At 76.2% G+C, this 24,947-nt stretch carries 22 protein-coding genes and 1 riboswitch; of the genes, 7 read left to right on the plus strand and 15 right to left on the minus strand.

Features of this window, described 5'->3' with window-relative positions; genetic code table 11:
• Window positions 1-2 precede the first annotated feature (2 nt).
• The 4 genes from AC3WT4_RS01730 to AC3WT4_RS01745 all read right to left on the minus strand — a co-directional run bounded on the left by AC3WT4_RS01730 (window position 3) and on the right by AC3WT4_RS01745 (window position 5,155).
• Window positions 3-1,412, minus strand: a complete 1,410-nt coding sequence (locus AC3WT4_RS01730; RefSeq protein WP_492314536.1) for a hypothetical protein — start codon at window positions 1,410-1,412, stop codon at window positions 3-5.
• Window positions 1,413-1,469: 57 nt separating this feature from the next.
• Window positions 1,470-1,745, minus strand: coding sequence for a DUF4235 domain-containing protein (locus tag AC3WT4_RS01735; RefSeq protein WP_009861813.1), 276 nt, complete (start codon window positions 1,743-1,745; stop codon window positions 1,470-1,472).
• 105 nt (window positions 1,746-1,850) lie between these two features.
• Window positions 1,851-4,388, minus strand: coding sequence for an ABC transporter permease (locus tag AC3WT4_RS01740; RefSeq protein WP_492314537.1), 2,538 nt, complete (start codon window positions 4,386-4,388; stop codon window positions 1,851-1,853).
• On the minus strand, window positions 4,385-5,155 hold the full coding sequence (locus AC3WT4_RS01745) for an ABC transporter ATP-binding protein (protein WP_228485448.1): 771 nt from the start codon (window positions 5,153-5,155) through the stop codon (window positions 4,385-4,387). The genes AC3WT4_RS01740 and AC3WT4_RS01745 overlap by 4 nt, the downstream gene beginning before the upstream one ends.
• A 309-nt stretch (window positions 5,156-5,464) precedes the next feature.
• A riboswitch (TPP riboswitch) is annotated at window positions 5,465-5,569 on the plus strand.
• An 82-nt stretch (window positions 5,570-5,651) separates the two neighbouring features.
• Between AC3WT4_RS01745 and AC3WT4_RS01750 the strand changes: the two genes are divergently transcribed.
• From AC3WT4_RS01750 to AC3WT4_RS01765, 4 genes are all read left to right on the plus strand, one after another.
• On the plus strand, window positions 5,652-6,743 hold the full coding sequence (locus AC3WT4_RS01750) for a thiamine ABC transporter substrate-binding protein (RefSeq protein WP_074803341.1): 1,092 nt from the start codon (window positions 5,652-5,654) through the stop codon (window positions 6,741-6,743).
• A 112-nt stretch (window positions 6,744-6,855) separates the two neighbouring features.
• Entirely contained in the window at window positions 6,856-8,526 is a 1,671-nt protein-coding gene (locus AC3WT4_RS01755) for an ABC transporter permease (RefSeq protein WP_492314538.1), read from the plus strand.
• Window positions 8,526-9,620: an ABC transporter ATP-binding protein gene (locus AC3WT4_RS01760; protein WP_492314539.1), complete on the plus strand. Its 1,095-nt coding sequence runs from the start codon at window positions 8,526-8,528 to the stop codon at window positions 9,618-9,620. The genes AC3WT4_RS01755 and AC3WT4_RS01760 overlap by 1 nt, the downstream gene beginning before the upstream one ends.
• A gap of 92 nt (window positions 9,621-9,712) precedes the next feature.
• On the plus strand, window positions 9,713-10,033 hold the full coding sequence (locus AC3WT4_RS01765) for a DUF4235 domain-containing protein (RefSeq protein WP_061267789.1): 321 nt from the start codon (window positions 9,713-9,715) through the stop codon (window positions 10,031-10,033).
• Between the two features lie 3 nt (window positions 10,034-10,036).
• Here the strand turns inward: AC3WT4_RS01765 and AC3WT4_RS01770 are convergent, their stop codons facing one another.
• Window positions 10,037-10,669: a response regulator gene (locus tag AC3WT4_RS01770; protein ID WP_209829085.1), complete on the minus strand. Its 633-nt coding sequence runs from the start codon at window positions 10,667-10,669 to the stop codon at window positions 10,037-10,039.
• 89 nt (window positions 10,670-10,758) lie between these two features.
• Window positions 10,759-12,030 (minus strand): sensor histidine kinase, encoded by a 1,272-nt coding sequence (locus AC3WT4_RS01775; RefSeq protein ID WP_492314540.1) that lies wholly within the window; start codon window positions 12,028-12,030, stop codon window positions 10,759-10,761.
• Between the two features lie 225 nt (window positions 12,031-12,255).
• Here AC3WT4_RS01775 and AC3WT4_RS01780 point away from each other — a divergent pair, with 225 nt between their 5' ends.
• Together AC3WT4_RS01780 and AC3WT4_RS01785 are read left to right on the plus strand one after the other, a co-directional pair.
• Complete coding sequence (locus AC3WT4_RS01780) at window positions 12,256-12,807, plus strand: DUF6069 family protein (protein WP_492314541.1); 552 nt, start codon at window positions 12,256-12,258, stop codon at window positions 12,805-12,807.
• Between the two features lie 209 nt (window positions 12,808-13,016).
• Window positions 13,017-13,637 carry a dihydrofolate reductase family protein gene (locus AC3WT4_RS01785; RefSeq protein WP_400110642.1) on the plus strand — a complete coding sequence of 207 codons (621 nt, stop codon included), beginning with the start codon at window positions 13,017-13,019 and terminating at the stop codon, window positions 13,635-13,637.
• On the opposite strand, the gene AC3WT4_RS01790 is transcribed toward AC3WT4_RS01785, so the two are convergent.
• The 7 genes from AC3WT4_RS01790 to pgi form a co-directional block, all read right to left on the minus strand.
• Window positions 13,595-15,205, minus strand: a complete 1,611-nt coding sequence (locus AC3WT4_RS01790) for a SpoIIE family protein phosphatase (RefSeq protein WP_492314542.1) — start codon at window positions 15,203-15,205, stop codon at window positions 13,595-13,597. The genes AC3WT4_RS01785 and AC3WT4_RS01790 overlap by 43 nt on opposite strands.
• Window positions 15,202-16,938 (minus strand): sensor histidine kinase, encoded by a 1,737-nt coding sequence (locus AC3WT4_RS01795; protein WP_492314543.1) that lies wholly within the window; start codon window positions 16,936-16,938, stop codon window positions 15,202-15,204. The genes AC3WT4_RS01790 and AC3WT4_RS01795 overlap by 4 nt, the downstream gene beginning before the upstream one ends.
• Entirely contained in the window at window positions 16,935-17,975 is a 1,041-nt protein-coding gene (locus AC3WT4_RS01800; RefSeq protein ID WP_400110636.1) for an ATP-binding SpoIIE family protein phosphatase, read from the minus strand. The genes AC3WT4_RS01795 and AC3WT4_RS01800 overlap by 4 nt, the downstream gene beginning before the upstream one ends.
• Window positions 17,972-18,394: an anti-sigma regulatory factor gene (locus tag AC3WT4_RS01805; RefSeq protein ID WP_108050351.1), complete on the minus strand. Its 423-nt coding sequence runs from the start codon at window positions 18,392-18,394 to the stop codon at window positions 17,972-17,974. Before AC3WT4_RS01805 ends, AC3WT4_RS01800 begins: the two co-directional genes overlap by 4 nt.
• A complete protein-coding gene (locus AC3WT4_RS01810) occupies window positions 18,391-18,795 on the minus strand; it encodes an STAS domain-containing protein (protein ID WP_021483159.1) in 405 nt (134 codons plus the stop codon). Before AC3WT4_RS01810 ends, AC3WT4_RS01805 begins: the two co-directional genes overlap by 4 nt.
• The gene (locus AC3WT4_RS01815) at window positions 18,792-19,631 is read right to left on the minus strand and encodes an STAS domain-containing protein (protein ID WP_492314544.1); all 840 of its coding nucleotides are present in this window, start codon (window positions 19,629-19,631) and stop codon (window positions 18,792-18,794) included. Before AC3WT4_RS01815 ends, AC3WT4_RS01810 begins: the two co-directional genes overlap by 4 nt.
• Before the next feature lie 271 nt (window positions 19,632-19,902).
• Window positions 19,903-21,630, minus strand: coding sequence for a glucose-6-phosphate isomerase (gene pgi, locus AC3WT4_RS01820; protein ID WP_074803317.1), 1,728 nt, complete (start codon window positions 21,628-21,630; stop codon window positions 19,903-19,905).
• A 210-nt stretch (window positions 21,631-21,840) separates the two neighbouring features.
• Here pgi and AC3WT4_RS01825 point away from each other — a divergent pair, with 210 nt between their 5' ends.
• The gene (locus tag AC3WT4_RS01825) at window positions 21,841-22,419 is read left to right on the plus strand and encodes a dienelactone hydrolase family protein (RefSeq protein ID WP_492314545.1); all 579 of its coding nucleotides are present in this window, start codon (window positions 21,841-21,843) and stop codon (window positions 22,417-22,419) included.
• 27 nt (window positions 22,420-22,446) lie between these two features.
• On the opposite strand, the gene AC3WT4_RS01830 is transcribed toward AC3WT4_RS01825, so the two are convergent.
• Both AC3WT4_RS01830 and AC3WT4_RS01835 read right to left on the minus strand, forming a co-directional pair.
• A complete protein-coding gene (locus tag AC3WT4_RS01830; RefSeq protein ID WP_492314546.1) occupies window positions 22,447-23,652 on the minus strand; it encodes a GNAT family N-acetyltransferase in 1,206 nt (401 codons plus the stop codon).
• Window positions 23,649-24,833 (minus strand): GNAT family N-acetyltransferase, encoded by a 1,185-nt coding sequence (locus tag AC3WT4_RS01835; protein WP_492314547.1) that lies wholly within the window; start codon window positions 24,831-24,833, stop codon window positions 23,649-23,651. The genes AC3WT4_RS01830 and AC3WT4_RS01835 overlap by 4 nt, the downstream gene beginning before the upstream one ends.
• Window positions 24,834-24,947: the final 114 nt, after the last annotated feature.

A 24,947-nucleotide genomic window follows, 5' to 3' on the forward strand; every position in this document is an offset into this window, starting at 1 on the left:
CGTCAGCGGGCCGAGGCCGCGCCGACCGCGGTCGGCGCGCTCTCCGTCCCGGTGCCGGTGACAGGGCCCGGCTCGGCCCGCCGCGCCGCGCGCCGCGTGCGCAGCGCGGACGGCAGGCCCAGGCTCGCGAGCAGCGCGTCGGCCGCGGCGGCGAGCAGGACGGTCGTGAGCACCTGCACGACGACGGTCCCGACCGTCTCCAGCGGGCCGACGAGCGCGCGCCACGCGACGATCCCCGGCTGGCCGACGACCGCCTGCGCGGCGGTGAGCACGACCTGCTCGGCGAGCGTGAGGAGCGCGAACGCGACGCAGAAGAGCAGCACCGCGCCCCAGCGGCTGCGCCACAGCATCCCGAGCGCGCCGACGAGGCCGCCGAACCGCCGGCCCGGGTCGAGCATCAGCGCCCAGGCCCGCTGGGCACCGCTCTCGCCGAGCGTCCGGTTGAACCGGTCGACGGCGCGGGCCGTCCGTCCGGTCGCGTCGCCGTCGCCCGGCACCGCGTGGGCGGGGTCGACGACGTCGATCGCCTCCACGCCGTACACGATCGTCCCGAGCGTGAGCCACGCGAGCGGGACCACGAGCCCGGTGACGACGCCCGCGACGAGGAGGGACGTCGTCGGGCCGACGGCCTCGACGAGCGGCTCGAGCGCGTCCACGCGCGCGACCACGCCGTCCCACCAGGTCGTCACCTCGACGACGACGACGCGCGTCGACCACCACTCGCGGACGCGACCGACGAGGGCCGTGACGGTGAACGCGCCGACGACGATCCACACGACCTCGCAGTAGCCCGCGGCGATGCGCACCGCGGCGGAGCGGGCGCTGCGCCGGGCGTCGTCGTCGCGCGCGGAGGCGCCGCGGTCGAGGCGCCGCGCGAGGCGTTCCAGCAGGGTGCGGGCGAGCAGCGCGCCCGCGACGACGAGCACGACGGTGAGCCCGAAGCCCTCGGGGACGGGGCTGGCGGTCTCGATCCCCGCCCCCGCCGCGAACGCGTGGTCGAGTGCGGCGGAGTCGATGTACGCCTGCCAGTCGGAGGACAGACCGCCGTAGAACTCGTAGATGACGAGGTAGGGGACGAGGACCGAGGCGATCGATCCGAGCAGCGCCCGGACCTCGAGCCGGTCCCGCTCCGTGCGCGGCTCCCGGCGCAGCACGTGCAGCATGACGACGATCCCGACGACCGTCGCGAGCGGCGAGAAGCACAGCACCAGGAGGCCCAGCACGCCCGACGACGGCGCGACGGCGAGCGCGGCCCGCAGGGCGAGCTCGTGCAGCACCTGCGCGAGGACGGCGACCGCGACGAGCGCGGGCCAGTGCCGGGCCAGGAGCCGACCGGCGTCGGCGAGGACGCGCAGGCCGGCGCGCAGCATCGGGTCCTGAGGGGGCGTCGGGCTCGCCGGCGGGGCGGTCACGCGCGCCAGGCTACCGGGCGGTCCGACCTCCCTCGCGCGGAGAGGCCGGGCCGGACGTCAGGCGCGCGAGGCGAGGCGGGCGACGACGCGCTTCGCCTCCTTGCCCGCGAAGCGGCGGGCGAGGACGCCGACGCCCGCGGCGACGGCCGCGAAGGTCACGGCCTGGACGACGCCGACCTCCTCGTCGTCGAGGTCCTTCGGGGCGTCGTGCCCGGTGACCTTGGCCCAGACGAACGTCACGAGCTTCTGCGCGGCCCAGCCCGCGGCGAAGGTCAGGGCGACGGTCCCGACCTTGAGGGCCAGGGTCTGCTCGTTCTCGTTCGTGTCGGCCACGAGGGGTCCTCCGTCGGTCGGGGCGCCGGGCGGCGCCGGGCGTGCTCGCACGACCACCGTAGTGCGAAGTCGCCGCCCACGCGTCGCCCGGCGCGCTCGCCCGGCTCAGTCGTGGCTCACCGCGTCCAGGACGGGGAGGCGTGCGGCGCGCACCGCGGGCCACACCGCGGCGACGACGCCCACGACGCCCGCGAGCACGAGCATCGCGCCGAGCTGGGCCCACGGCACGGCGAGGGTCGTGAAGCCCTCGTCCGCGAGCACCGACGGGAGCGCGGCGGCGAGCCCGGTCCCGACCACGAGCCCGACCGCCGTGCCGAACACGGCGACGAGCGCGGACTCGATGACGATCGTCGCCGCGAGCTGGGCCCGCCCGAGCCCGACGGCGCGCAGCAGACCGATCTCGCGCGTCCGCTCCGCGACGGACAGGGCGAGCGTGTTGACGATGCCGAGCACGGCGACGAGCACGGAGAGCCCGAGCAGCGCGTAGACGATCGCGAGGACCGACTCGACCTGTCCCGCGACCTCCCCGGCGAACTCGTCGGCGTCGAGCACCGACGCGACGACGTACGGCGCGACGGCGTCGGTCACCGCGGACCGCACTGCCCGGAGGTCCGCGCCGGGCTCGGTGTCGAGGAAGAGCATCTCCGTCGTCGTCGCGCCGACGGAGGCCGCCACGTCGGGCGGCAGGAGCAGGTCGACGGAGAACGCGTGCGAGTCGACCACCGCGCCGATGCGGACCTCCTGGGCCGGGAGGTCGGGCCGTGCCGGGTCGGCGAGCGTGAGGACGTCGCCCAGCGCCCAGCCGTGCTCGTCGAGCGCGTCCGCCATGACCGCGGCCTCGCCCTGCGCGTACGCGGCGAGGTCGCCCTCGGTCGCGGTCGTGCGCACGGAGCGGCCGAAGCCCTCGGCGGGGAAGCCGACGACGAGCTGCGGGTCCCCGTCGACGACGACCTGCCCGTACGTCGTGACGTCGACCGCGGCGACGCCGGACACGTCGCGGACGTCGCCCGCGACCCCGTCGGGGAGGTACGGCGTGGCCGAGCGGACGACGAGGTCGGCCGCCGTCTCCTGGTCGACGATGTCCTGCACGGAGGCCCGCGCCGACAGCGCGAGGACGGACGTCGTCGAGACGAGCGCCATCCCGACGACGAGCGCGCCCGCGGTCGCCGCGGTCCGCCGTGGCTGGCGCGTGACGTTGCCGCGCGCGAGGCCGCCCAGCGGGCGGACCAGCGCGACGAACGGCGCGGCGAGGACGGTCAGCACCGGGCCGACCGCGAGCGGGGCGAGGAGGAGCACGCCCGCGACGACGCCGGCCGCGCCGAACCCGAGGAGGGCCGCGCCGCCGCCGCCGACGACGGTCGACGCGACGACGAGCCCCACGCCCGCGAGCAGCGCGAGGGTCCCGACGGCGGCACGCACCCGCCCGGTCCCGGCGGGCCGGACGACGTCGGCGCGCATCGCCTCCACCGGGCGCACGAGCGCGGCGTGCCGCGCGGGCAGCGCCGCGGCGAGCACCGAGACCACGATGCCGACCACGAGCGGGACGACGACCCCCGTGGTCGTGACGGGCAGCGAGCCGGACAGCTCCATCCCGACCGCGCCCAGGCCGGTCCGGGCGAGCTCCGCGAGGCCGAACCCGGCCCCGACGCCGAGCAGCGCGCCCACGGCGCCGACGACCGCCGCCTGCCCCACCACGGAGCCGAACACCTGCCCGGGCGACGCGCCCACCGCGCGCAGGAGCGCGAGCTCGCGCGTGCGGCGTCGGACGTGCATGGAGAACGTGGTGGTGATGATGAACGTGCCGACGAACAGCGCGAGCGCGGCGAAGACCAGCAGGAACGTCGACACGAACCCGAGCTGGTCGGCGATCGCGTCGCTCGTCTCGTCCCGCAGCTCGGCGCCCGTCAGCGCCTCGGCGCCCGCGGGGAGCGCGGTCGCGACGGCGTCGCGCAGCGCCTCGGGGGAGACGCCGTCGGCCGCGTACAGGGCGACCGACGGGACGAGGCCGTCGGGCGCGTACGTCGTGGCGGCCGTCCCCGCGTCGAGCAGGACGATCGTCGCGCCCGCCATCGGCGCGGACAGCGAGACCTCGCCGACCACGCGCACGGGCCGCACGGCGTCGCCGAGCACGACGTCGGTCGTGCCGCCCACCGCGAGGCCCGACGCCGCGAGCGTCGCCGACTCGAGCGCGACCTCGCCGCCGTCGCGCGGCGCGCGGCCGTCCACCACCTGGGGGCCCGGGTCGCGGGGATCGTAGGCGACGGCGATGCTCGGCGCCTGGCTGCTGAGGACCGCGGTCCCGTCCGCGCCCACGAGCACGGCGGGACCGCTCACCTCGGGGAGAGCGAGCGCGACGTCGTCGCGCGCGCCGAGGTCGCGCGCCAGGTCCGCCGGGACGAGGCTGCGCGCACCGCCGACCTGGGCCGACGCCGACATCAGCGCGTCCCCGGCCGACGACGCGCCGCGCACGTATGCGTCCGCCTGGACCGACGAGGCGACGATGCCGTCGAACGTGGTCGCGAGCATCGCGCGCAGCGCGAACGTGCCGGTCACGAACGCGACGCCGATCGTCACGGCGAGGACCGAGAGGACGAGCTGCGCGCCGTGCGCGCGCACGCCGCGCAGCGCGATCCGGCCCATCATCGGGCAGCCGCCGTCGTCGCTGCCGGGGCGGCGTGCGCCGGGGCCGGCGCGGCGGGCGTGAGGGAGCCCAGCGTGTCGAGGACCGCCTGGGGCGTGGGGTCGTGGAGCTCGGTCACGAGGCGGCCGTCCGCGAGGAAGAGCACCCGGTGGGCGTACGACGCCGCGGTCGGGTCGTGCGTGACCATCGCGACGGACTGGCCGAGGTCGTCCACGGACGCGCGCAGGAAGCCCAGGACCTCCGCGGCGGCGCGCGAGTCGAGGTTCCCCGTCGGCTCGTCCGCGAGCACGATCGCGGGCCGCGACACCAGCGCCCGCGCGCACGCGACCCGCTGCTGCTGCCCGCCCGACAGCTCGGCGGGCCGGTGCCCCAGCCGGGGGCGCAGGCCCACGGCGTCGACCACGCGGTCGAACCACTCCCGGTCGACGGGGCGCCGGGCGATCGCGAGCGGCAGCACGATGTTCTCCTCCGCCGTGAGCGTCGGCACGAGGTTGAACGACTGGAAGACGAACCCCAGGCGCGTGCGCCGCAGGCGCGTCAGCCGGCGCTCGCTCATCGCGGAGACGGTCTCGCCGTCGACGACGACGGTCCCAGCCGTGGGGGAGTCGAGCCCCGCGAGGCAGTGCAGGAGCGTGGACTTCCCGGACCCGGACGGGCCCATGATCGCCGTCAGCCGACCCTTCTCGACGTCCACGTCCACGCCGTCGAGCGCACGCACCGCGGCCTCGCCGCGCCCGTACGTCTTCACCAGCCCGCGCGCGGTCGCGATCGCGGGTCGCGCAGCGCCCTCAGCGCCCTCAGCGGGCGGGCCCTCGTGCGGGGTGCTCCGCCGTGCCGCGCCTGTCGTCGTCACGTCCTCGTCCGTCCTCTCGTCGTGCCGCTGCGCGGGAGCGTCGTGGCTCGCCGGGCGGCGTCGTCCTGTGGTGGCCGCCGGGGCTCCCGGCGGCCGTACCGACCCTCCCGCGGCGCGCGTGCCCGCGGCATCGGGGACGGGCCCCGAACCGTCCCTGGTCCGCGGTCTCCGGTGCTCAGGGTTCTCTCAGGGGACTCTCCGGGTGAGGGGCCGGTGTAGGCTCGCGGTGAACGACAGGGGAGCTCCTGGAGGAGCTGAGAGTGCGGACCACCGCAGACCCTCGAACCTGATCCGGTTAGCACCGGTGGAGGAAGTCGGGAATCTCGATCACCTGCTCGCGCGGTCCGTCGCGCCCACCCGGCGCGCGGCTCGTCGGGCCGGTGGACCCCTCCTGAACGTCCAGGGAGGACACATGCAGCACACGACCACCGTCGCCCGCCGCGGCCGGGCCCTCGCGACCGGCGTGGGCGCGACGCTCGCGCTCCTCGCCCTCGCGGCCTGCTCGGGTGGCGACGGCGCCGGGGGCGACGACGCGTCGTCGGGCAGCGGGGGCACCGTCACCCTGGTGACCCACGACTCCTTCGCGGTGAGCGACGACGTGCTCGCCGCGTTCGAGGAGGAGAGCGGGCTCACGGTCGAGCAGGTCGCGCCCGGCGACGGCGGCGCGCTGGTGAACCAGCTGATCCTCACGAAGGACTCGCCGCTCGGCGACGTCGTGTTCGGGATCGACAACACCTTCGCGTCGCGCGCCGTCGACGAGGGCGTCCTCGAGCCGTACACGCCCGCGGGCGTCTCGGAGTCCGCGGCGTCGTACGCGGTCGGCGACGGCGGCGAGCTCACCGCCGTCGACCTCGGGGACGTGTGCGTCAACGTGGACCACGCGTGGTTCGCCGACGCGGGCATCCCCGAGCCCGTGACGCTCGAGGACCTGGCGAAGCCGGAGTACCGGGACCTCCTCGTCGTGACCAACCCCGCGACGTCGTCGCCGGGCCTCGCGTTCCTCCTCGCGACCGTCGGGGCGTTCGGCGAGGACGGCTGGGAGGACTACTGGGCGGACCTGCGCGCCAACGGCGTGAAGGTCGTCGACGGCTGGTCCGACGCGTACTACGTGGACTTCTCCGGCTCGGAGGGCGCAGGCCCGCGCCCGCTCGTGCTGTCGTACTCGACGTCGCCCGCGTTCACGCTCACCGAGGACGGCTCCGCGTCGACCACGGGCGCGCTGCTCGACACGTGCTTCCGCCAGGTCGAGTACGCGGGCGTGCTCGCGAACGCGAAGAACCCCGAGGGCGCGCAGCAGCTCCTCGACTTCCTCGTGAGCGAGACGTTCCAGGCCGACGTCGCCGACCAGATGTACATGTACCCGGCCGACGACTCCGTCGCGCTGCCCGACGGCTGGGCCGAGTTCGCGCCGCTCGCCGACGAGCCCTTCGAGGTCGCGCCCGCCGACGTCTCGGCGCACCGCGACGAGTGGATCAAGGCATGGACGGCGACGGTCGTCGACTGACCCCCGGTCCACGAGCGACCACGGCTCTACCTCGCGGGGGAGAGCCGTGGTCGCGCGAGGGAGAGCCGTGGTGAGGGGTCGGGGGGTCCGGCGGGGCGGTGTCGGGCGCGGGGTGCTGTGGGGTCTGGCGGCGGCGGTGCCGCTCGCGTTCCTCGGGGTGTTCTTCGCCTGGCCGGTCGTCACGCTCGTGGCGCGCGGGTTCGTCGGGGACGACGGCGGCCTCGACCTCTCGGGGTTCGCGGAGGTCTTCTCCGAGCCCCGCACGTGGCGGATCGTCGGCCTCACGCTCTGGCAGGCCGTGCTCGGCACGGCGCTGTCGCTGCTGCTCGGCGTGCCCGGCGCGTACGTGCTGTACCGGTGCCGGTTCCCCGGACGGCGGGTCGTGCGCGCGCTCGTCACGGTCCCGTTCGTGCTGCCGACCGTCGTCGTCGGCGTCGCGTTCCGGTCCCTGCTCGTGCAGGGCGGCCCGCTCGGGTTCCTGCGGCTCGACGAGACGTTCGCGGCGATCGTCGTCGCGCTCGTGTTCTTCAACTACTCCGTGGTGGTGCGCACGGTCGGCGGGCTCTGGGAGCACCTCGACCCGCGCGCCGAGCAGGCCGCGCGCGCCCTCGGCGCGACGCCGTGGCGCGCGTTCCGCACCGTCACGCTCCCGGCGCTGACGCCCGCGATCACGAGCGCCGCGTCGATCGTCTTCCTCTTCTGCGCGACGGCGTTCGGCGTCGTGCTCGTGCTCGGCGGCATCCGCTACGGGACCATCGAGACGGAGATCTGGATCCAGACGACCCAGTTCCTCGACCTGCGCACCGCCGCGGTGCTGTCGGTCGTGCAGCTCGTGGTCGTCGCGGCGGCGCTCACGGTCGCGAACCGCACGCGGGCCCGGCGCGAGCGGGCCCTGAACCTGTCGTCCTCGGCGTCGTCCGCGCACCCCCTGCGCCTGCGGCGCGACGGCCGTCCGACGGGCGACCTCGCGCCTGCCGCGCTCACCGCGGCCGTGGTCGTCGTGCTCGTCGGGCTCCCGCTCGGCACGCTCGTGGTGCGCTCGTTCCGCGTCCCGGGCGGCGGCTGGGGCCTCGACAACTACGCGAACCTCGGCACCACGGGCGGGCGCAACGCCCTGTCCGTCACCGTGTGGGAGGCGGCGGGCAACTCGCTGCGCACCGCCGCGCTCGCGACCGTGCTGGCCGTCGTGATCGGCGGACTCGTGGCGCTCGTCGTGTCCCGGCGCCCGCGCTCGCGCGGGGGTCGGCGCGCGATCTCGGTGCTCGACTCGGTGTTCATGCTGCCGCTCGGGGTCTCCGCGGTGACGGTCGGCTTCGGCTTCCTCGTCACGCTCGACCGGCCGCTCGGCCTCGACGTCGACCTCCGCACGTCGGGGCTCCTCGTGCCGATCGCGCAGGCGGTCGTCGCGACGCCGCTCGTCGTGCGCACGGTCCTGCCGACGCTGCGCGCCATCGACCCGCGGCTGCGCGAGGCCGCCGCGACCCTCGGCGCCGCGCCCGGGCGCGTCTTCCGCACGGTCGACGGCCCGATCGCCGCCCGGTCGCTCGGGCTGGCGGTCGGGTTCGCGTTCGCCGTCTCGCTCGGGGAGTTCGGTGCGACGTCGTTCCTCGCCCGCCCGGACAGCGCGACCCTGCCGGTCGTGATCTTCCGGCTCATCGGCCGCCCGGGCGCCGAGAACTACGGCATGGCGCTCGCGGCGAGCGTCGTGCTCGCGCTGCTCACCGCGACCGTGATGCTGCTCGCCGAGCGGTTGCGCGGCGACCGACCCGGAGGAGAGTTCTGATGGTGCAGACCGACCCCGCCCCCGCGTGCACCGGCGCGCCGGAGCCGTCGCGCCCCGGCCCCGGGGAGGCCGCCGGGCTCGCGGTGCGCGACGTCGTCGTGCGGTACGGCGGGCGCGGCGCCGGGGGAGCGAGCACGGACCCCGGCACGACGGCGGTCGCGGGCGTCACGCTCGACGTCGCGCCCGGCGAGGTGCTCGCCCTGCTCGGGCCGAGCGGGTGCGGCAAGTCGAGCCTGCTGCGCGCCGTCGCCGGGCTCGAGCCGGTCGCGGCGGGCGCCGTGGCGTGGGACGGCCGCGACCTCACGGGCGTCCCCGTGCACCGTCGCGGGTTCGGGCTCATGTTCCAGGAGGGCCAGCTCTTCCCGCACCGCGACGTCGCGGGCAACGTCGCGTACGGGATCGCGGGGCTGTCGCGCGCCGAGCGCGACGCGCGCGTGTCCGAGCTGCTCGACGTCGTCGGGCTCGCCGGGTACGAGCGGCGCGCGGTCGCGACGCTCAGCGGGGGCGAGCGCCAGCGCGTCGCGCTCGCGCGGTCGCTCGCGCCGCGCCCCCGGCTGCTCCTGCTCGACGAGCCGCTCTCCGCGCTCGACCGCGGGCTGCGCGAGCGCCTCGCGCTCGACCTGCGTGAGGCCCTGCGCGCCACCGGCACGACGGCCGTCTTCGTCACCCACGACCACGACGAGGCGTTCACCGTCGCCGACCGCGTCGCCGTCATGGACGCGGGCCGGCTCCTCCAGGTCGCGCCGCCCGAGGACCTCTGGCGCGCGCCCGCGTCGCGCCGCGTCGCGGAGTTCCTCGGCTACCAGGCGTTCGTCCCGCACGGGCCCGCGAACCTGCTCGCGGTCGGCCCGCGCGGCCTGCGCCTCACGACCGAGGGCGTGCCGGCGTCGGACGACGCGTGGGACGCGACGGTGGTCGGGAGCGTCTTCCGCCGCGGTGCGGTCGAGGTGACCGTCGACGTCGACCTGCCCGGCGCCGACGGCGGTGCGCCCGCCCGGCTCGTGGCGCTCGCAGGCGCCCCGTCGGTCGTCGAGCCAGGCGACCGGGTGCGGGTCGTCGTCGACCCGGCGGGGTGCGCCGTCGTCCCGGCCTGACGTCCCGGCCTGACATCCGGCCTGGCGCCCCCCGGCGGGCCGCCCGGGCCGTGCGACGAGCGAGAGCGCCGCAGCCGACCTAGCGTCGGGGGATGGACGACGTGACGACCGGTGACCACCCCCCGGAGAAGAACGGCAGCAAGTCCGCGAAGATCCTGTACCGCCCCGTCGGCATCGTCAGCTCCGTCGTGGGCGGGCTCGTCGCCGGGCAGGTGTTCAAGCAGATCTACAAGCGGGTCTCGCCCGGCCACCGCAAGGACGCCCCGACACCCCTGCAGTCGGAGTACCCGCTCAAGGAGATCGTGCTCGCCGCGCTCCTGCAGGGCGCGGTCTACGCGGTCGTGAAGGCGCTCATCGACCGCGGCGGGGCGCGCGCGTTCGAGCGCTGGACGGGGGAGTGGCCGGGCGACTGACGGTCAGTCGAGGCCCGCGGCGTGGACGAGCAGCGCGACCTGCGTGCGGTTCTCCAGCCCGAGCTTGAGCAGCACGTTCGACACGTGGGCCTTGACCGTCGGGACGCTGAGGAACAGGCGCGCGGCGATGTCCGCGTTCGTCGCGCCGCGGCCGAGCTCGACCGCGACGTCGCGCTCGCGCCCGGTGAGCGCGTCGAGCGCGGCCCGGGCCCGCTCGCGCTGGCCGCCCGCGTCGGCGACCGACGTCATGAGACGCCGCGCGATCTCCGGCGACAGCACGGGCTCACCCGTCGCGGCAGCGCGCACGGCGGCGACGATCCGCTCCGGCGGCATGTCCTTGAGCAGGTAGCCGGACGCCCCGGCGTGCAGGGCGCCGACGACCTCCTCGTCCGTGTCGAACGTCGTGAGCACGACGACGGCCGGTGCGTCCGGCCGTGACCGCACGCGCCGCGTGGCCTCGATCCCGTCGACGCGCGGCATCCGCAGGTCCATGAGCACGACGTCGGTCGGGTGCGCGTCGAGCACGGTCGCCACCTCCGCGCCGTCGGCGGCCTCGCCGACGACCTCGATGCCGTGCGCGCCGTCGAGCATGAGGCGCAGCCCGGCGCGGACCAGCGCGTCGTCGTCGACGATCACCAGGCGGGTGCGCGCGGTGTCCCGGGGGACCGCCCCGGCGTCGTGGTGGCCGCTCCCGCGCGGGGCGTCCCCGCGCCCACCCTGCTCCGTCACGCGTCCCACGGTAGCCGCACGTCGAGCACGAACCCCGCGCCGTGGGCGCCCGCGTCGAGGGTCCCGCCGAGCAGGTCGACGCGCTCGCGCAGGCCGACCAGGCCGGTGCCGGAGCCGGCGCCCGAGCCGCTCGCTGCGTCGGCACCGCCCGCGGCGCCCCCTGCCCCCGCACCGCCCGCGCCGACGGGGACGCGGCGCGGGCCGGCGTCGGACACCGTGACCCGGACCTCGCCCGCCCGGGCGACGACGCGGAGTGTCACCGGGCCGCCCGGCGCGTGCCGCCGGGCGTTCGTCAGCCCCTCCTGCGCGACGCGGAACGCCGCGACCGCGACCGTCGGCGGGACGTCGGCGGACCCGGTCCGCTCGTAGGTCACCACGCCGCCCGCGTCGCGCGCCTCCACGACGAGCCGCTCGACGTCGTCGAGCGTCGGCTGCGGCGACAGCGCGTCGGTCCCGCCGGGCCCGGGTTCCGTGCGCAGCACCCGCACGACGTCGCGCAGGTCGTCGAGCGCGGAGCTCACCCCGGCGCGGACGAGGCCCGCGGCGCGGGCGAGCCGCTCCGGGTCGGCGTCCGGCCGGTACTCGAGCGCGCCGGCCGTGGCGGCGAGGAGCGAGAGGCGGTGCGCGAGCGTGTCGTGCATCTCGCGCGCGATCCGGGTGCGCTCCGCGACGCGCGCCTCGGCGACGCGGCGCTCCTGCTCGTGCTCGGCGCGCCGCGCACGGTCCCGCAGCGACCAGAGCAGCTGGGCGCGCGCCTGCGCGTACTGGCCCCAGCCGAGCAGGGCGGCGTGCACGGCGAGGTCGCACAGGAGCCACCAGCCGAGCGGCAGCGCCTGCGGCCGCCACAGCGCCTGCACGGCGTGGCCGAGGAACCCGGCCACCGCGACCGGGAGCGCGGTGCGCAGCGGGTACCAGCGGGCGACCTGCAGGGTCGCGACGGTCGAGGCGGGGGTCGCGGCGCCCGAGTACGCCGCGAGCGAGGCGAGGACCAGCGCGCCGATCACCGGGGCGTCGCGGGGGGTCCGCGACCACAGCAGGGGGAGCGCCGCCAGGGCGAGGACCGCGACGGCGACGTCGAGCCACGGTGCCGCGCCGGCGTCGTCCTGCGCGACGATCCCGGCGGTCGCGAGCGCGGTGAGCACCGCGACGGCGAGCCAGGCGAGCGCGACCACCCACCCCGGGACGAGGGGGCGCGTGCCGTCGCGGCGCGCGGCGGCCGTCGCGAGGACGGGGCGCCCGGCGAGGGGAGGGCAGTCGGTGGTGGTCATGCTCCGGACGCTAGGCGGCCCGCGGGCGGCGGACCACCGACCAAGGTCGGGGGTCGCCGTCCGGCAGGAGGGTCGGGAGCCGACGCCGGTCGGTCCGGCCGCCGCCCTCCGGCCGGTGCAGGACGGCGCCTCCGGCCGCGAGCGTGGGGGCGTCGGCACCCGCCGACCGCGGCCCCGGCCGCGCGAGAGCCGCGGCACCGCGCCGCGCGACGAAGGAGGAACGTCATGTCCACGACGCGGAGCACCTCGGACGGCACCTCGAACGGCACCTCGGACGCCACGCCGGACGGCACCCCGCACGTCCCGCGCCGTCCCCGCACGTCGGCGCCCGACGGCGGGCGCGGCCCTGCGGCACGGGTCCACCGGCCCGAGGTCGGGGCTGGCGCTCGTCGCCGCGACCCTGAGGTCGGGGCGGCCCGGCGCGTCCCGCGCTGGCTCGTCCCGCCCGTCGCGGCGGTGCTCGCCGCCGTCGTGCTGCTCACCGGGACGGCGCTCGGCGTCGACCCCGTGGTGCTCACCTCGAGCGGGACGCAGACGGTCGGCGTCGTGGCGGCGGTCGTCGTGACGCTCGTCGTCGGGTACGTGGGGTGGGGCGTGCGTGCGCTGCTCGGCCGCCTGCGCTCGGGCGGCCGGCGGGCCTGGCTCGTGACGTGCGGCGTCGTGCTGCTCGTCTCCCTGCTCGGCCCGCTCGGGGCGGTGACGCCCGGCGCGGTGGCCCTGCTCGTCGTCGAGCACCTGACGGTGGGCGCGACCCTGACCCTGGCCCTCCGCCGCTGAACCCCACACCCCACCCCCCTACCCCCCCACCCCCCCAACCCCCCACCCCCCACCCCCGCCGAACACGGGGTCGGCGACCGTTGTCCGCCGGATCTGGTCGCTGACCCCGTGTTCGACGGAGGATTGGGGGTGTGTTCGGCCGGGGACGATGAGATTCCGCTCCGGCTACGGTCTGTTTCTCGTCGATCCTCCCGACCGGAAGGCCCACCATGACCGCGACGCTCGTGTCCACCCTGTTCCTCTCGCTCGACGGCGTCGCCGAGATCGATCCGGCGTGGCACTTCCCCTACTTCGACGACCACATGGCCGCGGCGGTGGACGAGGACTACCGGGACGTCGATGCGCTCCTGCTCGGGCGCGTCACGTACGACAGCTTCGCCGGCGCGTGGCCCGAGCGGGAGACCGCCGGGGGCGAGGACGCGGAGTTCGCCGCGCGGCTCGGGAACCTGCGCAAGATCGTCGCGACGCGCGGCGACCAGGACCTCGGGTGGCGGCACGTCGAGCGGGTCGACGGCGACCTCGTCGACGCGGTCCGTGCCCTCAAGGAGGAGCCGGGCGTCGGCAAGGTGCTCGTCGCCGGGTCGATCTCGGTGGTCCGCCAGCTCCTCGCGGCCGGGCTGCTCGACGAGCTGCGCCTCCTCGTCCACCCCGTCGCGGCGCGCACGGGCGAGCGGCTGTTCGACGAGGGCGAGCCCGTCTACCCGCTGACGCTCCTGCGCTCGGAGACGTTCCCCACCGGCGTCGTGCGGCTCGTCTACGCCCCGGGCGAGATCCCCGGGGACGTCGGCTACGACGACGTCAAGGACAAGGTGCCGTCCGGCGACGCGTGACGCGCGACGGCGACCACCGCGACGTCGTCCTCGCGGCCCGGGTCGTCGAACGCCGCGACGACGCGCTCGCACAGGAGCGCCGGGCTCGCGCCGGCGCTCCGCCCGGCGACCTCGGCGAGCCGGTCCAGCGCGTCCACGAGGGACGCCCCGCGGCGCTCGACGAGACCGTCGGTCACGAGCACGAGGAGGTCGCCGGGGGCGAGCACGTCGTGGTGCGCGGGACGCGCGCGCGGGCTCGGCACGCCGAGCAGGCGCGAGCCCGCTTTGGCGCGGTCGACCGTGCCGTCGGCACGCACGAGGAGCGCGGGCAGGTGGCCGGCGTCGGTCAGCTCCAGGGCGCCGGTCCGGGGGTCGAGCACGCACACGCACACGGTCGCGAACTCGGGGTGGTCCTCGCGCAGCGCCGCGTTGAGCAGGTCCAGCGCCGACGCGGCGTCGTGCCCCTCGCGCAGGTAGGCGCGCAGCGTGACCCGCACCTCCGCCATCACGGTCGCCGCGCGCAGGGAGTGGCCCTGGACGTCGCCGATGACGACGGCCACGCGCCCGTCCGGGAGGTCGAACGCGTCGTAGAAGTCGCCGCCGACGTCGAGCCGCGCGTCCGACGCCTCGTAGCGTGCGACGACCTCGACGCCGCCGCTCACCCGGAGCCCGGACGGCAGGAGCGCGCGCTGGAGCGCGAGGGCGATCCGGTGCTCCTCCGTGAAGGTGCGCAGGTTCGACAGGGCGACCGTCGCGGCCTCCGTGAAGCGCGCGGCGGCCTCCTGCTCCTCCTCGGACAGCGGCTCGTCGCCGACCTCGATGCCCAGGCCGCCGACGAGCGCCCCCGAGGCGTCCTCGAGCCAGAACGTGTACCACGCCGACGGCCCGACCCCCGCCTCACGGAAGAGCGGCTGCCACGGCGCGGGCACCTCGTCGGGGCCGAACACGGCCGTCGACGCCCCGGCGGGCGGGAGGACCGCCGTCGGGCCGCGACCGCGCACGAGCGCGGCTCCGTCCGCGGCGCAGACGGAGCGCAGCACGACCCCGGCGTCGGCGACGACCATCGAGATCACGGCGCGGCCGAGGACGGCGCACGCGCCCCGGGCGGCGTGGTCGGCGACGGCCTCGGGCGAGCGCGCCTCGTGCAGGGGGACGAGCGCGTCGGTGAGCGCCTCCAGGCGGCGGGCGGTGCGCCCGGCCCCGCGCTGCGCGTCGACGCGCCGGCACAGCGCGCTGATCGTCGCGAGGAACTCGTCCCGGTCGAGCGGCTCGGGCAGGTAGGCGTCCGCGCCGCCCTCCAGCCCGGCCGTCCGCGCGGCGGCGTCGACGTCGGTCGCGGAGACGTGCAGCACCGGGAGGTGCGCGGTCGCGGGGTCGCTCTTGAGGAGGCGGCACACCTCGCGGCCCGAGAGGTCCGGCAGGTTCACGTCGAGCACGACGGCGTCGACCGGGGTCGTGGCGTGCGCGAGCGCGTCGCGGCCGGTCCCGGCCTCGACGACGCCGAAGCCGGCCCGCCGCAGCCAGCTCGCCATGACGTACCGGTGCGCGGGCGTGTCGTCGACGACGAGCACGGTGCGGTCGGCGTTCATCGGCTCCGCACCTCGCGCCCCAGGGCCGCCACGAGGCGGTCGCGGTCGATCTCGGACTTCGCGAGGAACGGCACGTCGCCGATGCCGGGCGGCGGCGGGGCGCTCGACATGAGCACGGCCGCGGTGCCCGGGTGCACGTCGCGGATCCGCGACCGCAGCGCGAGGCCGTCCGTGCCGGGGAGGCACACGTCGAGGAGCGCGACGTCGGCCGGGCCGTCGTGCAGCAGCGCGAGCGCGTGCGTGGCGTCGTGCGCGACGCTGACGCGCGCGGCGGCGTCGCGGAGCATCGAGGCGACGACCGACGCGTAGGCGCGGTCGTCGTCGACGACGAGGACGTGCCCGAGCGGGGTGTCGCGCACGGGGGTCTCCTCGGGCTCCGGGCGCGCGGCGGGGGCGTCCTCGGGAGCCGCCGTGAGCGACGGGAGGCGCAGCGTGAAGACGCTCCCGGCGCCCGGGCGCGACGTCGCGACGAGCGTGCCGCCGAGCGCCTCCGACGTGCGGCGCGCGTACGGCAGGCCCAGGCCCGTGCCGCGGACGGTCGGCTGCAGGCGGTTCGGCACCTGGACGAACTCCTCGAACACGGCGTCGAGCTGGTCGGCGGGGATCCCCAGACCCGTGTCGCGCACGTCGAACCGCACGACGTCGCCGTCGGCCGCGGCCCGCAGCACGACCTCGCCCTCGTCCGTGAACTTCACCGCGTTCGTCAGCAGGTTGCGCAGCACGCGGGACAGCAGCCGGCGGTCCGTCACGAGGGTCAGGCCCGGCTCGGCCGCGACCCGCAGGGAGACGCCGAACCGGACGAGCGGCAGCGTCGTGCCGCGCAGCTCGTCGAGCAGCGCCCCGAGGTCGACGGGCGTGGGCTCGACGTCGTCGTGGCCCGCCTCGGCGCGCGCGAGGTCGAGCAGCTCGTCGACGAGCGTGAGCAGCGTCGTCGCGCTCTCGCGCAGGAACCCGACCTGCTGCGTCTGGTCGGCGTCGAGGTGGGAGTCCGTGAGGAGCGAGGTGAGGCCGATGATCGAGTTCACGGGCGAGCGCAGCTCGTGGCTGACGTTCCGCAGGAAGCGGGTCTTCGCCTCGTTCGCGGCGGCGAGCTCGCGGCCGCGCTCGTCGAGCTCGGCGTACAGCGCGACGACGCCGGTGTTGGTCTCCTCGAGCTCCGCCGAGAGCTGGTCGTACATCGCGAGGACCCCGCGGTTCGTCTCCTCCAGCTCCTCGTTGAAGCGTCGGAGCTCGTCCTGCTGACGCGTCAGCTCGTCGAGCGTCCGCACGAGCTCGGCGTTCTGCACGCGCACCTCGTCGCTCGCGTCGGCGACGTGCGCGGCGGCGGTGGACCGGCGCACGCCCGCGAGCGTCGCCTCGTCCGTGCGCGCGGTCGCGGGCAGGGCCTTGGTGAGCAGCACGCGCGTGCCCGTCGGGTCGACCTGCAGGCCGGGGACGAGCCGTCGGGCGGCCGGGACACCGCCGTCGCTCGAGTCGCCCTCGACGAGGAACGGCGTCCCCGCCACGATCTCGGCACGCAGCGTGGCCTGCGGGAGACCGGGCAGGACGCCCACGACGACGTCGGCCGTGCCGGAGCCGACCGCGGACCGCCCGATCTCGGACAGCGCCGTCGCGACGCGCACCTGGTCCTGCGTGTCCAGGCCGAGCAGGCGGCAGATCTCGCGCCCGGCCCGGCGCAGCGCGAGCACGTCGGAGTCCGAGCGCAGCTGGGTGATGAGGAGGGTGGTGCTCACGCGGCCTCCCGGGGGATCGGCAGCACCGCCACGCACGAGTCGTCGCGGCGCACGGCGTGGTCACGGAGCAGGACGCCCGCGACGACGAGAGGGGACCGGACGGCGAGGCCCGGGTAGTCGGCGAGCGACCACCGGGCCGTCAGCCCGTCGCTGTGCAGCACGACGACGTCGCCCGGCTCGACGGGGTACGTCGTCTCGCGCAGCGGGCGGCCGCGCGTCCCGGCGATGCCGGGGTGGCTCACGAGCCCGCGCGACCGCGTGCCGTGGACCGTCCCGGCGATGTTGCCGAGCCCGGCGCACCGCAGCACGCCGTCCGACGCCCGGACGACGGAGACGGCGGCGCCCCGGGTACCGCCGAGGGCGCCGTGCACGCGCTCGAGGAGCGCGACCGGGCTGCCGGGAGGCGCGTCGAGGAAGGCCCGCACCGCGGCCCCGGAGGCCGCCGCGGCGAGCGGTCCGTGACCGAGCCCGTCGGCGACGAGGAGGCTCGGCACGCCGTCGTCGTGGCGCACCGCGAGGGCGTCGCCGCACACGTCCTGCCCGGTCATGGGGCGGGTCACGCCCGTGGGCGCCGCGAGGTCGGTGGTCGCGCCGTGCGCGACGAACGTCGCCGCGATGACCGTCCCCTGCCCGGGCGACGTCCACGCGTCCCACGCCGACGCGAGGCGGGGCAGGGTGCCGAGGCCGATGCCGAGCGTGCCGCGGCTCGAGACCCCGTCGCGCATCGCCGCGGTGATGTCCCGCATGCCCGGGCCGGAGTCGACGGCGAGCACGTCGAGCGCGGCCTCGTCGCCGGTGCGCCGGACGCGGACGAGCACCGAGCCGCCACCGGCGTGGCGGCACTGGTTGGTCGCGAGCTCGGAGACGACGAGGCCCACCTCGGCCGCGCGCTCGTCGTCGAGGCCGAGGTTGCGGGCGGCGACGCTCGCGCCGCGGCGCACGCTGCCGACCGCGGACGGGTGGTCCACGGTGTACCAGGTGCCGTCCTCGACGAGCGTGCGGCGCCCGTCGGGGCGGTCGGTGTCCTCCGAGGTCATCGCGACCAGGTCGCGATCTCGACGCGCGTGCCCACGCCCGGCGAGGTGTCGATCGCGAAGTGCTGGACGAGGCGTCGCGACCCCGAGAGCCCCAGCCCGAGCCCGCCGCCGCTGGTCCAGCCGTCGGTGAGCGCGAGGTCGAGGTCGGGGATGCCCGGCCCCTCGTCCGAGAAGACGGCGCGGACGCCCGTCCGCGCTCCCTCCGTCACGAGCTGCACCTCGGCCTCGCCGCCGCCCCCGTACACGAGGGTGTTGCGCGCGAGCTCGCTCGCCGCGGTCACGAGCTTCGTCTGGTCCACGAGCGAGAGGCGCGCCTGCTGCGCGAGCGACCGGACGAGCTGGCGCACCTTGACGACGTCGGAGTCGGTGCGCACGGGCACGCGCTCCGCGGTCGACGGCGGCGGGGTGGTGGTGGTCATCTCTCCTCGCGCTCGGCGGCGGCCAGGAGCACGTCCTCGGCGGACCGCTCCTCGGGGGCGAGGAGCGCGAGGCCGCGCTCGACGTCCAGCGCGGTGCGGACGTCGCCGAGCGACAGGCCGAGCTCGACCATGGTGATGGCGACGGCCGGGCGCATGCCCACGACGACCGTCGTCGCGTCGAGCACGTGCGAGATGCCGGCGACCGACGCGAGCATGCGGCCGATGAACGAGTCGACGATCTCCAGCCCGGAGATGTCGATGATCACGCCGCGCGCACCGGTGTCGGTGATCCGCTGGGCGAGGTCCTCCTGGAGCTGCAGCGCCGTGTCGTCCTGGAGGTCGATCTGGATCGAGACGAGGAGCGTCGAGCCGATCTTGAGGATGGGGACGCCGTCGGTCATGCGGGGAGCCCGGCCCGGCGGGTGTCCCGGCTCGCGCGGAGCGCGTCGACGAGGGCGTCGGCGAGGGTCGCGCGCGTGCGGATGTCGCCGAACTCGATGCCGAGCGCGACGATCGTCTGCGCGATCTGCGGGCGGATGCCGCTGATCGTGCACTCGGCGCCCATGAGGCGCGCCGCGACGACCGTCTTGAGCAGGTGCTGCGCGACCTGGGTGTCCACCGCGGGCACGCCCGTGATGTCGATGATCGCGTGCTCGCTGCCCGTGTCGACGAGCGTGTTGAGCAGCTTCTCCATGACGACCTGGGTGCGCGCGGAGTCGAGCGTCCCCACGAGCGGCACCGCGACGATGCCCTCCCAGAGCTTGACCACGGGGGTCGAGAGCTCGAGCAGCTGCTCGGCCTGCTCGGCGATGATCCCCTCGCGCGCGGCTGCGAACGTCTCGAACGTGAAGAGCCCGAGCTGGTCGACGAGGCGCAGCAGCGGGGTCACGTCCGTGTCGGCGCCGGTCGCGGAGTCGAGCCGGTACAGGCCCTCCTTGAGCGCGAACACGCCGATCGCGGTCTCGCGGGGCGTGAAGCCGAGGCGGGCACGTGCGGACGACACGTCCGCGAGGATGCCCCGGAGCTGGTCGAACGCCGGCTCGGCGAGCGAGACGCCGCCGGAGCGCAGGCCGTCGAGGAGCGCGTCGAGGATCTCGCCCTGCTCCCGCTCGAGCTCGCCCCGCGAGGTGCGGCCGTGGAGCTCGTGGGCCGCGGCCTCCAGCCACGCGCTGCGCACGGCGTCGGCGTGCTCGATCAGGGTCTGAGCAAGAGTCTCGGGGGTGGCGGCGTCGGCCATCGGGGTTCCTTCCACGGTGAGAGCGACGCCGAACGGGCTCGCGGCGGTCGCGCGCCCGCCAGTGTACGCAGGGCGCGGGCGCTCGCAGCGCGGCTGTGGACGGACGGTCGCGCGCACGGCGCCCCGACCTCGTGACACGTCCGCGGCGTGAGGCGGACGACACAGGCCGCGGGCGCGGGCGGGCGGGTGCGCGGGCCCGATCCCGTGGGGGCACGACGGCTCCCACGAGCCGCCCGAGCACGGTCGTCCCCGTGCTCGGGCGGGGCGCAGGTCAGCCGCGCAGGTCGAGGTAGCGGTCGATGAGGGCCGCGGTGCTCGGGTCCTGCGCGGCGAGGGCGTCCTCGTCGCCCGCGACGGCCGGCGCGATCTCGAGCGCGAGCTTCTTGCCGAGCTCGACGCCCCACTGGTCGAAGCTGTCGATGCCCCACACGACGCCCTGCACGAACGTGATGTGCTCGTAGAGCGCGATGAGCTGGCCCAGGACCGACGGCGTGAGCGCGGGCGCGAGGATCGACGTCGTCGGGCGGTTGCCCGGGAACGTGCGGGCGCTCACGAGGTGCTCCGCGGTGCCCTCGGCGCGGACCTCGTCCGCCGTCTTCCCGAACGCGAGCGCCTTCGTCTGGGCGAAGAAGTTCGCGAGGAACAGGCCGTGCACGTCCGCGCCGGGCTGCACCGCGCCGCCGTCGCCCACCGCGTCGACGAGGGGGTGCGCGGGGTTCGCGACCGCGATGAAGTCGGCCGGGATGAGACGCGTGCCCTGGTGGATGAGCTGGTAGAACGCGTGCTGGCCGTTCGTGCCCGGCTCGCCCCAGAAGATCTCGCCCGTCTCCGTGGTCACGGGGGAGCCGTCCCAGCGCACGCGCTTGCCGTTGGACTCCATGGTGAGCTGCTGGAGGTAGGCGGGGAAGCGGTGCAGGTACTGCGCGTACGGGAGCACGGCGTGCGTGTGCGCGTCGAGGAAGTTCACGTACCAGACGTTGAGCAGCCCCATGAGGACCGGGACGTTGCGCTCGAACGGCGTGCGGCGCACGTGCTCGTCGATCGCGTGGAAGCCTGCGAGCAGCTCGGCGAACCGGTCCGGGCCGATCGCGATCGCGAGCGACGTGCCGATCGCGGAGTCGACGGAGTAGCGCCCGCCCACCCAGTCCCAGAACCCGAACGCGTTCGCCGGGTCGATCCCGAAGGCCGCGACCTTGTCGAGCGCGGTCGAGACGGCGACGAAGTGCTGCGCGACGGCGGCCTGCCGGGCCTCGTCCGTGTCCTCGATCGCGCCGACCGCCGCGAGCTCCGTCCACAGCCAGTCGCGCGCGAGGCGCGCGTTGGTCAGGGTCTCGAGCGTGCCGAACGTCTTCGACGCGACGATGAACAGCGTGGTGCGCGGGTCGAGGCCCGCCGTCTTCTCCGCGACGTCCGTCGGGTCGATGTTCGAGACGAAGCGGACCTCGATGTCCTCGTGCTTGTACGGGAGCAGCGCCTCGTACGCCATGACCGGCCCGAGGTCGGAGCCGCCGATGCCGATGTTCACGACCGTGCGCACGCGCTCGCCGGTGACGCCCGTCCACTCGCCCGAGCGGACCTCGTCCGCGAACGCGTAGACCTTGGCGAGCTCCGCGTGCACGTCCGCGTCGACGTCCTGCCCGTCGACGACGAGGTGCTCGTCATCGCCCAGCGGGGTCGGCCGGCGCAGGGCCGTGTGCAGGACGGCGCGGTCCTCCGTGACGTTGATGTGCTCGCCCGTGAACATCGCCTCGAGGCGGTCGTCGAGGTGGACCTCCTCGGCGAGCCGCACGAGCAGCTCGAGCGTCTCGTCGGTGACGAGGTTCTTCGACAGGTCGACCGTGAGGTCGGCCGCCTGGTGCGTGAGGCGGCGCGCGCGGTCCGGGTCGGCCGCGAACCAGGTGCGCAGGTCCGGCTCCACGGTGTCGCGGTGCACGGTCAGCGCGGTCCAGGACGGCGTGGTGGTGGGGTCGATCGGGGGCGGCACGGGCTGCGAGGTCATGACCACCAAACTACTGACCGACGTCGGCCCTCGCCCACCCCGACCGTCCCGCGGTCCATGGTCCGGCGGCCTGACGAACGGCCGTCGCAGGTCCCTGGACCCCGGGCGCGCGTGGGCGCCTCGCGCGACGATGGGGGTCGTGCGCCGTCGGGCGCGCACCGGGCGGCGACGCCGTCGCACGGCCCACGAGCGACGATCGGAGGAGGGACCATGGCGGAGGTCGTGCTGTTCCACCACGTGCAGGGACTGACGGAGGGCGTGCGGACGCTCGCGGAGACGCTGCGCGGCGCCGGGAACGTCGTGCACACGCCGGACCTCTTCGAGGGGCGCACGTTCGCGACCCTCGACGAGGGCATGGCGCACGTCCAGGAGCTCGGTTTCGGGACGGTGCTGGAGCGCGGCCGGGCGGCCGCGGACGGCTACGACGCGGGCGTGGTCTACGCCGGGGTCTCCCTCGGCGTCCTCCCCGCCCAGATGCTCGCCCAGACGCAGCCGGGCGCCAAGGGCGCGGTGCTCCTCGAGGCGTGCGTGCCCGTCTCCGAGTTCGGCGACGCGTGGCCCGACGCCGTGCCCGTCCAGGTGCACGGCATGGCCGCGGACCCGTCGTTCGCGGGCGAGGGCGACCTCGACGCCGCGCGCGAGCTCGTGGAGTCCACGCCCGACGCCGAGCTGTTCGTCTACCCCGGCGACCGCCACCTCTTCACGGACCCGAGCCTGCCGTCGTACGAGCCGGAGGCCGCCGCGCTCGTCACCGAGCGGGTGATCCGCTTCCTCGACGGCATCCGCTGAGCGGTCGGGTCGCGGCGACCCCCGGGGTCAGGGCGCGCTGCCGGGCTCCGGCGCGGGCACCGGTCCCGGCGCAGGGCCGGGGGAGGTGTCGAGCACGAGCTGCCACTCCGCCTCGACGCCCGCGGGTGCGAAGCCCAGCGCGACGTTGATCGCGAGCATGTGCCGGTTCTCCTCGGCGTTCCACGTGTGCACGCGGCGTGCCGACGGCCGGCTGCGCGCCAGCTCGTCGAGCACGGCGACCTTGACGAGCAGGCCCAGGCTGCGCCCGCGGTGCTCGCTGAGCACGAGCGTGTCCTCCTGGAAGACGACCTCGGGCCGGTCGCGGGGGTACGCGACCATCGAGAACGCCGCGAGCGTGCCCGACGTCGTGTCCTCCGCCGCGGCGACGACGTAGCCGCGGCCGCGGGCGTGGATCTCCCGGGAGAAGGTCCGGAAGCGCTCCGCGTCCCACGGGTCCTCCGCCAGGTCGAGGCCGCCGCTCGGGGCGTCGGTGCTCATGCGCGTCTCGAGCACCGCGAGCTGGTCGAGCCACTCCTCGGGGACCTCGTCCGTCCACACGTGCACGCGGTACCCGGCCGCCCGCGTCGCCGCCGCCGCCCGCAGCGGGTCGAGGACGGCCGGCGGCACCGGGAGCGCGAGCACGGAGTGCCGCATCACCTGCTCGAGCGTGAAGCCGCGGTGCAGCGCGAAGGTCGTCGCGTCGTCGTGGGCGGGCACCCGGCCGCTGCCCGTGGGCGCCTCGATCGCGTCCGGGCCGGGCGGCGGCTCCGGGGTGAACGACGAGTCGGACTGGACCACCCGCCGGCCCTCCGCGCGCGCGACCTCCAGCGCCGCCTCCCACAGCGCGGTGCCGACGCCGCGGCGCCGGTGCGCCGGGTCCACGCCCACGTAGACGAGCGCCGTGTGCGTGCTGCCCTGCTGCGGGAGCGCCACCATCGACCGTCCGACGACGTCCTCCGGCCGGGGGGTCGTGCCGTGCGGGGCGTCGTCGAGCACCGCGACCCACCGCAGCACGCGGCGGTAGCCCGCGCTGGCGACGGTGGACGCGACCGTCGCCGCGTCGAGCGCGAGGTCGGTGTGGCCGTGGATCGCGCGGTCGATCGCGTCGCCCACCCGGACCGTGCCGTGGACGGCCCAGGCGTCGGGCCCGTCGAGGTGCCCCGGCACGGGTTCGATGCGCACGCGCCCGTCGCGGGCGCCGGAGACGGTCGGTCCTGCGTGCGGTGCGGTCACTCGCCGTCCTCCGGGGTCGTCCTGCGCTGCCACGCGGCCCAGACGCCCGCGGGGCGGAAGCCGAGCGCGACGTTGATCGCGAGCATGTGGTCGTTCTCCTGCGCGTTCCACGTGTGGACGCGTCGGGTGCCGGGGCGCTGCGCCGCGAGCGCGTCCAGGTTGGCCACCTTGACGAGCATCCCGAGCCGGCGCCCGCGGTGCTCGCGCAGCACGAGCGTGTCCTCCTGGATCGCGAAGTCCTCGCGCCCGCGCGGGTGGACGAGCACGGTGAACGCCGCGAGCGTGCCCGACGGCACGTGCTCGGCGGCGCACACGAGGAACGCGTCGTCGTTCTCCGCCTGCTGCTGCACCCACGTCCGCACGCGCCGCGCGTCCCACGGGTCCTCGCCGTAGTCGACGCCGCCCGTGGGCGCGTCGGTGCTCATGCGTGTGAAGAGGACCGCGACCTGGTCGGCCCAGGCCGCCGGCACCTCGTCGGTCCAGGTGTGCAGGCGGTAGTCGCTGCCCGCCGCGGCCCGGGCGTCGTCGCGGTGCGCGTCGAGGGCCGCGGGCGCGACCGGGAGGTCCAGCACCGAGTGCCGCTCGACCTGCTCGAGCACGTACCCGTGCGCGCGCAGGAAGCGCGGCCCCGGGGCGTCCGCGGGGACCCGGCCCGCGCCCGTCGTGGCCTCGAGCGCACCCGGACCGGGCGGCGGCTCCTCCCCGTGGTTCGTGTCCGAGAAGAGCACGGTGCGCCCCGCGTCGAGGTTCAGGCGCTCGCCGAGCGCGAGCAGCGCGCCCCCCACGCCGCGGCCGCGCTCGGCGGGACGCACGACGGCGTAGGACTCGCCCAGGTGCTCGTTGCTCGTGACCGGGCGCGTCACGAAGAGGTGCGCGACGACGTCCGCGACCGCGGGCGGGACGCCCTGCTCGTGCCACGCGGCGGCCGCGGCGGCGCGCACGACGACGAACCGGCGCTTCGTCGCGTACTCCTGGTGGGCCATGCCCGTGAAGATCTCGCGGGGCGGCAGCGCGAGGTCGTCGTAGCCGTGCACCTCGAGCTCGTGCTCGCGGCCGACGTCCGCGACGGCGAGGTAGGCCCACGCCTCGGGCGCGTCGAGCGACGCGGGGTGCGGGGCCTCGACGAGCGTGTACCCGCGCGGGAGGGAGACGTCCGGGACGGGAGGGGCGACGGCGCTCATGGGTCCAGCGTGTCCGGCGCACGGGCGGCACGTCCACGGCAATACGCCCGGGGACGCACGGACGGCCCGGTCCCCCTGAGGGGACCGGGCCGTCCGAGGAAGCGGGCCGCCGGT

The sequence above is a fragment of the Cellulosimicrobium sp. EB106-03-01-XG111 genome (assembly GCF_058792115.1).

Bases quoted from the DNA above. Each gene is read 5' to 3' on its own strand.
- AC3WT4_RS01740 (WP_492314537.1), bottom strand. From the start codon at position 4,388: ATGATGGGCCGGATCGCGCTGCGCGGCGTGCGCGCGCACGGCGCGCAG.
- AC3WT4_RS01750 (WP_074803341.1), top strand. From the start codon at position 5,652: ATGCAGCACACGACCACCGTCGCCCGCCGCGGCCGGGCCCTCGCGACC.
- AC3WT4_RS01760 (WP_492314539.1), top strand. From the start codon at position 8,526: ATGGTGCAGACCGACCCCGCCCCCGCGTGCACCGGCGCGCCGGAGCCG.
- AC3WT4_RS01765 (WP_061267789.1), top strand. From the start codon at position 9,713: ATGGACGACGTGACGACCGGTGACCACCCCCCGGAGAAGAACGGCAGC.
- AC3WT4_RS01775 (WP_492314540.1), bottom strand. From the start codon at position 12,030: ATGACCACCACCGACTGCCCTCCCCTCGCCGGGCGCCCCGTCCTCGCG.
- AC3WT4_RS01780 (WP_492314541.1), top strand. From the start codon at position 12,256: ATGTCCACGACGCGGAGCACCTCGGACGGCACCTCGAACGGCACCTCG.
- AC3WT4_RS01785 (WP_400110642.1), top strand. From the start codon at position 13,017: ATGACCGCGACGCTCGTGTCCACCCTGTTCCTCTCGCTCGACGGCGTC.
- AC3WT4_RS01790 (WP_492314542.1), bottom strand. From the start codon at position 15,205: ATGAACGCCGACCGCACCGTGCTCGTCGTCGACGACACGCCCGCGCAC.
- AC3WT4_RS01800 (WP_400110636.1), bottom strand. From the start codon at position 17,975: ATGACCTCGGAGGACACCGACCGCCCCGACGGGCGCCGCACGCTCGTC.
- AC3WT4_RS01805 (WP_108050351.1), bottom strand. From the start codon at position 18,394: ATGACCACCACCACCCCGCCGCCGTCGACCGCGGAGCGCGTGCCCGTG.
- AC3WT4_RS01810 (WP_021483159.1), bottom strand. From the start codon at position 18,795: ATGACCGACGGCGTCCCCATCCTCAAGATCGGCTCGACGCTCCTCGTC.
- AC3WT4_RS01815 (WP_492314544.1), bottom strand. From the start codon at position 19,631: ATGGCCGACGCCGCCACCCCCGAGACTCTTGCTCAGACCCTGATCGAG.
- pgi (WP_074803317.1), bottom strand. From the start codon at position 21,630: ATGACCTCGCAGCCCGTGCCGCCCCCGATCGACCCCACCACCACGCCG.
- AC3WT4_RS01825 (WP_492314545.1), top strand. From the start codon at position 21,841: ATGGCGGAGGTCGTGCTGTTCCACCACGTGCAGGGACTGACGGAGGGC.
- AC3WT4_RS01835 (WP_492314547.1), bottom strand. From the start codon at position 24,833: ATGAGCGCCGTCGCCCCTCCCGTCCCGGACGTCTCCCTCCCGCGCGGG.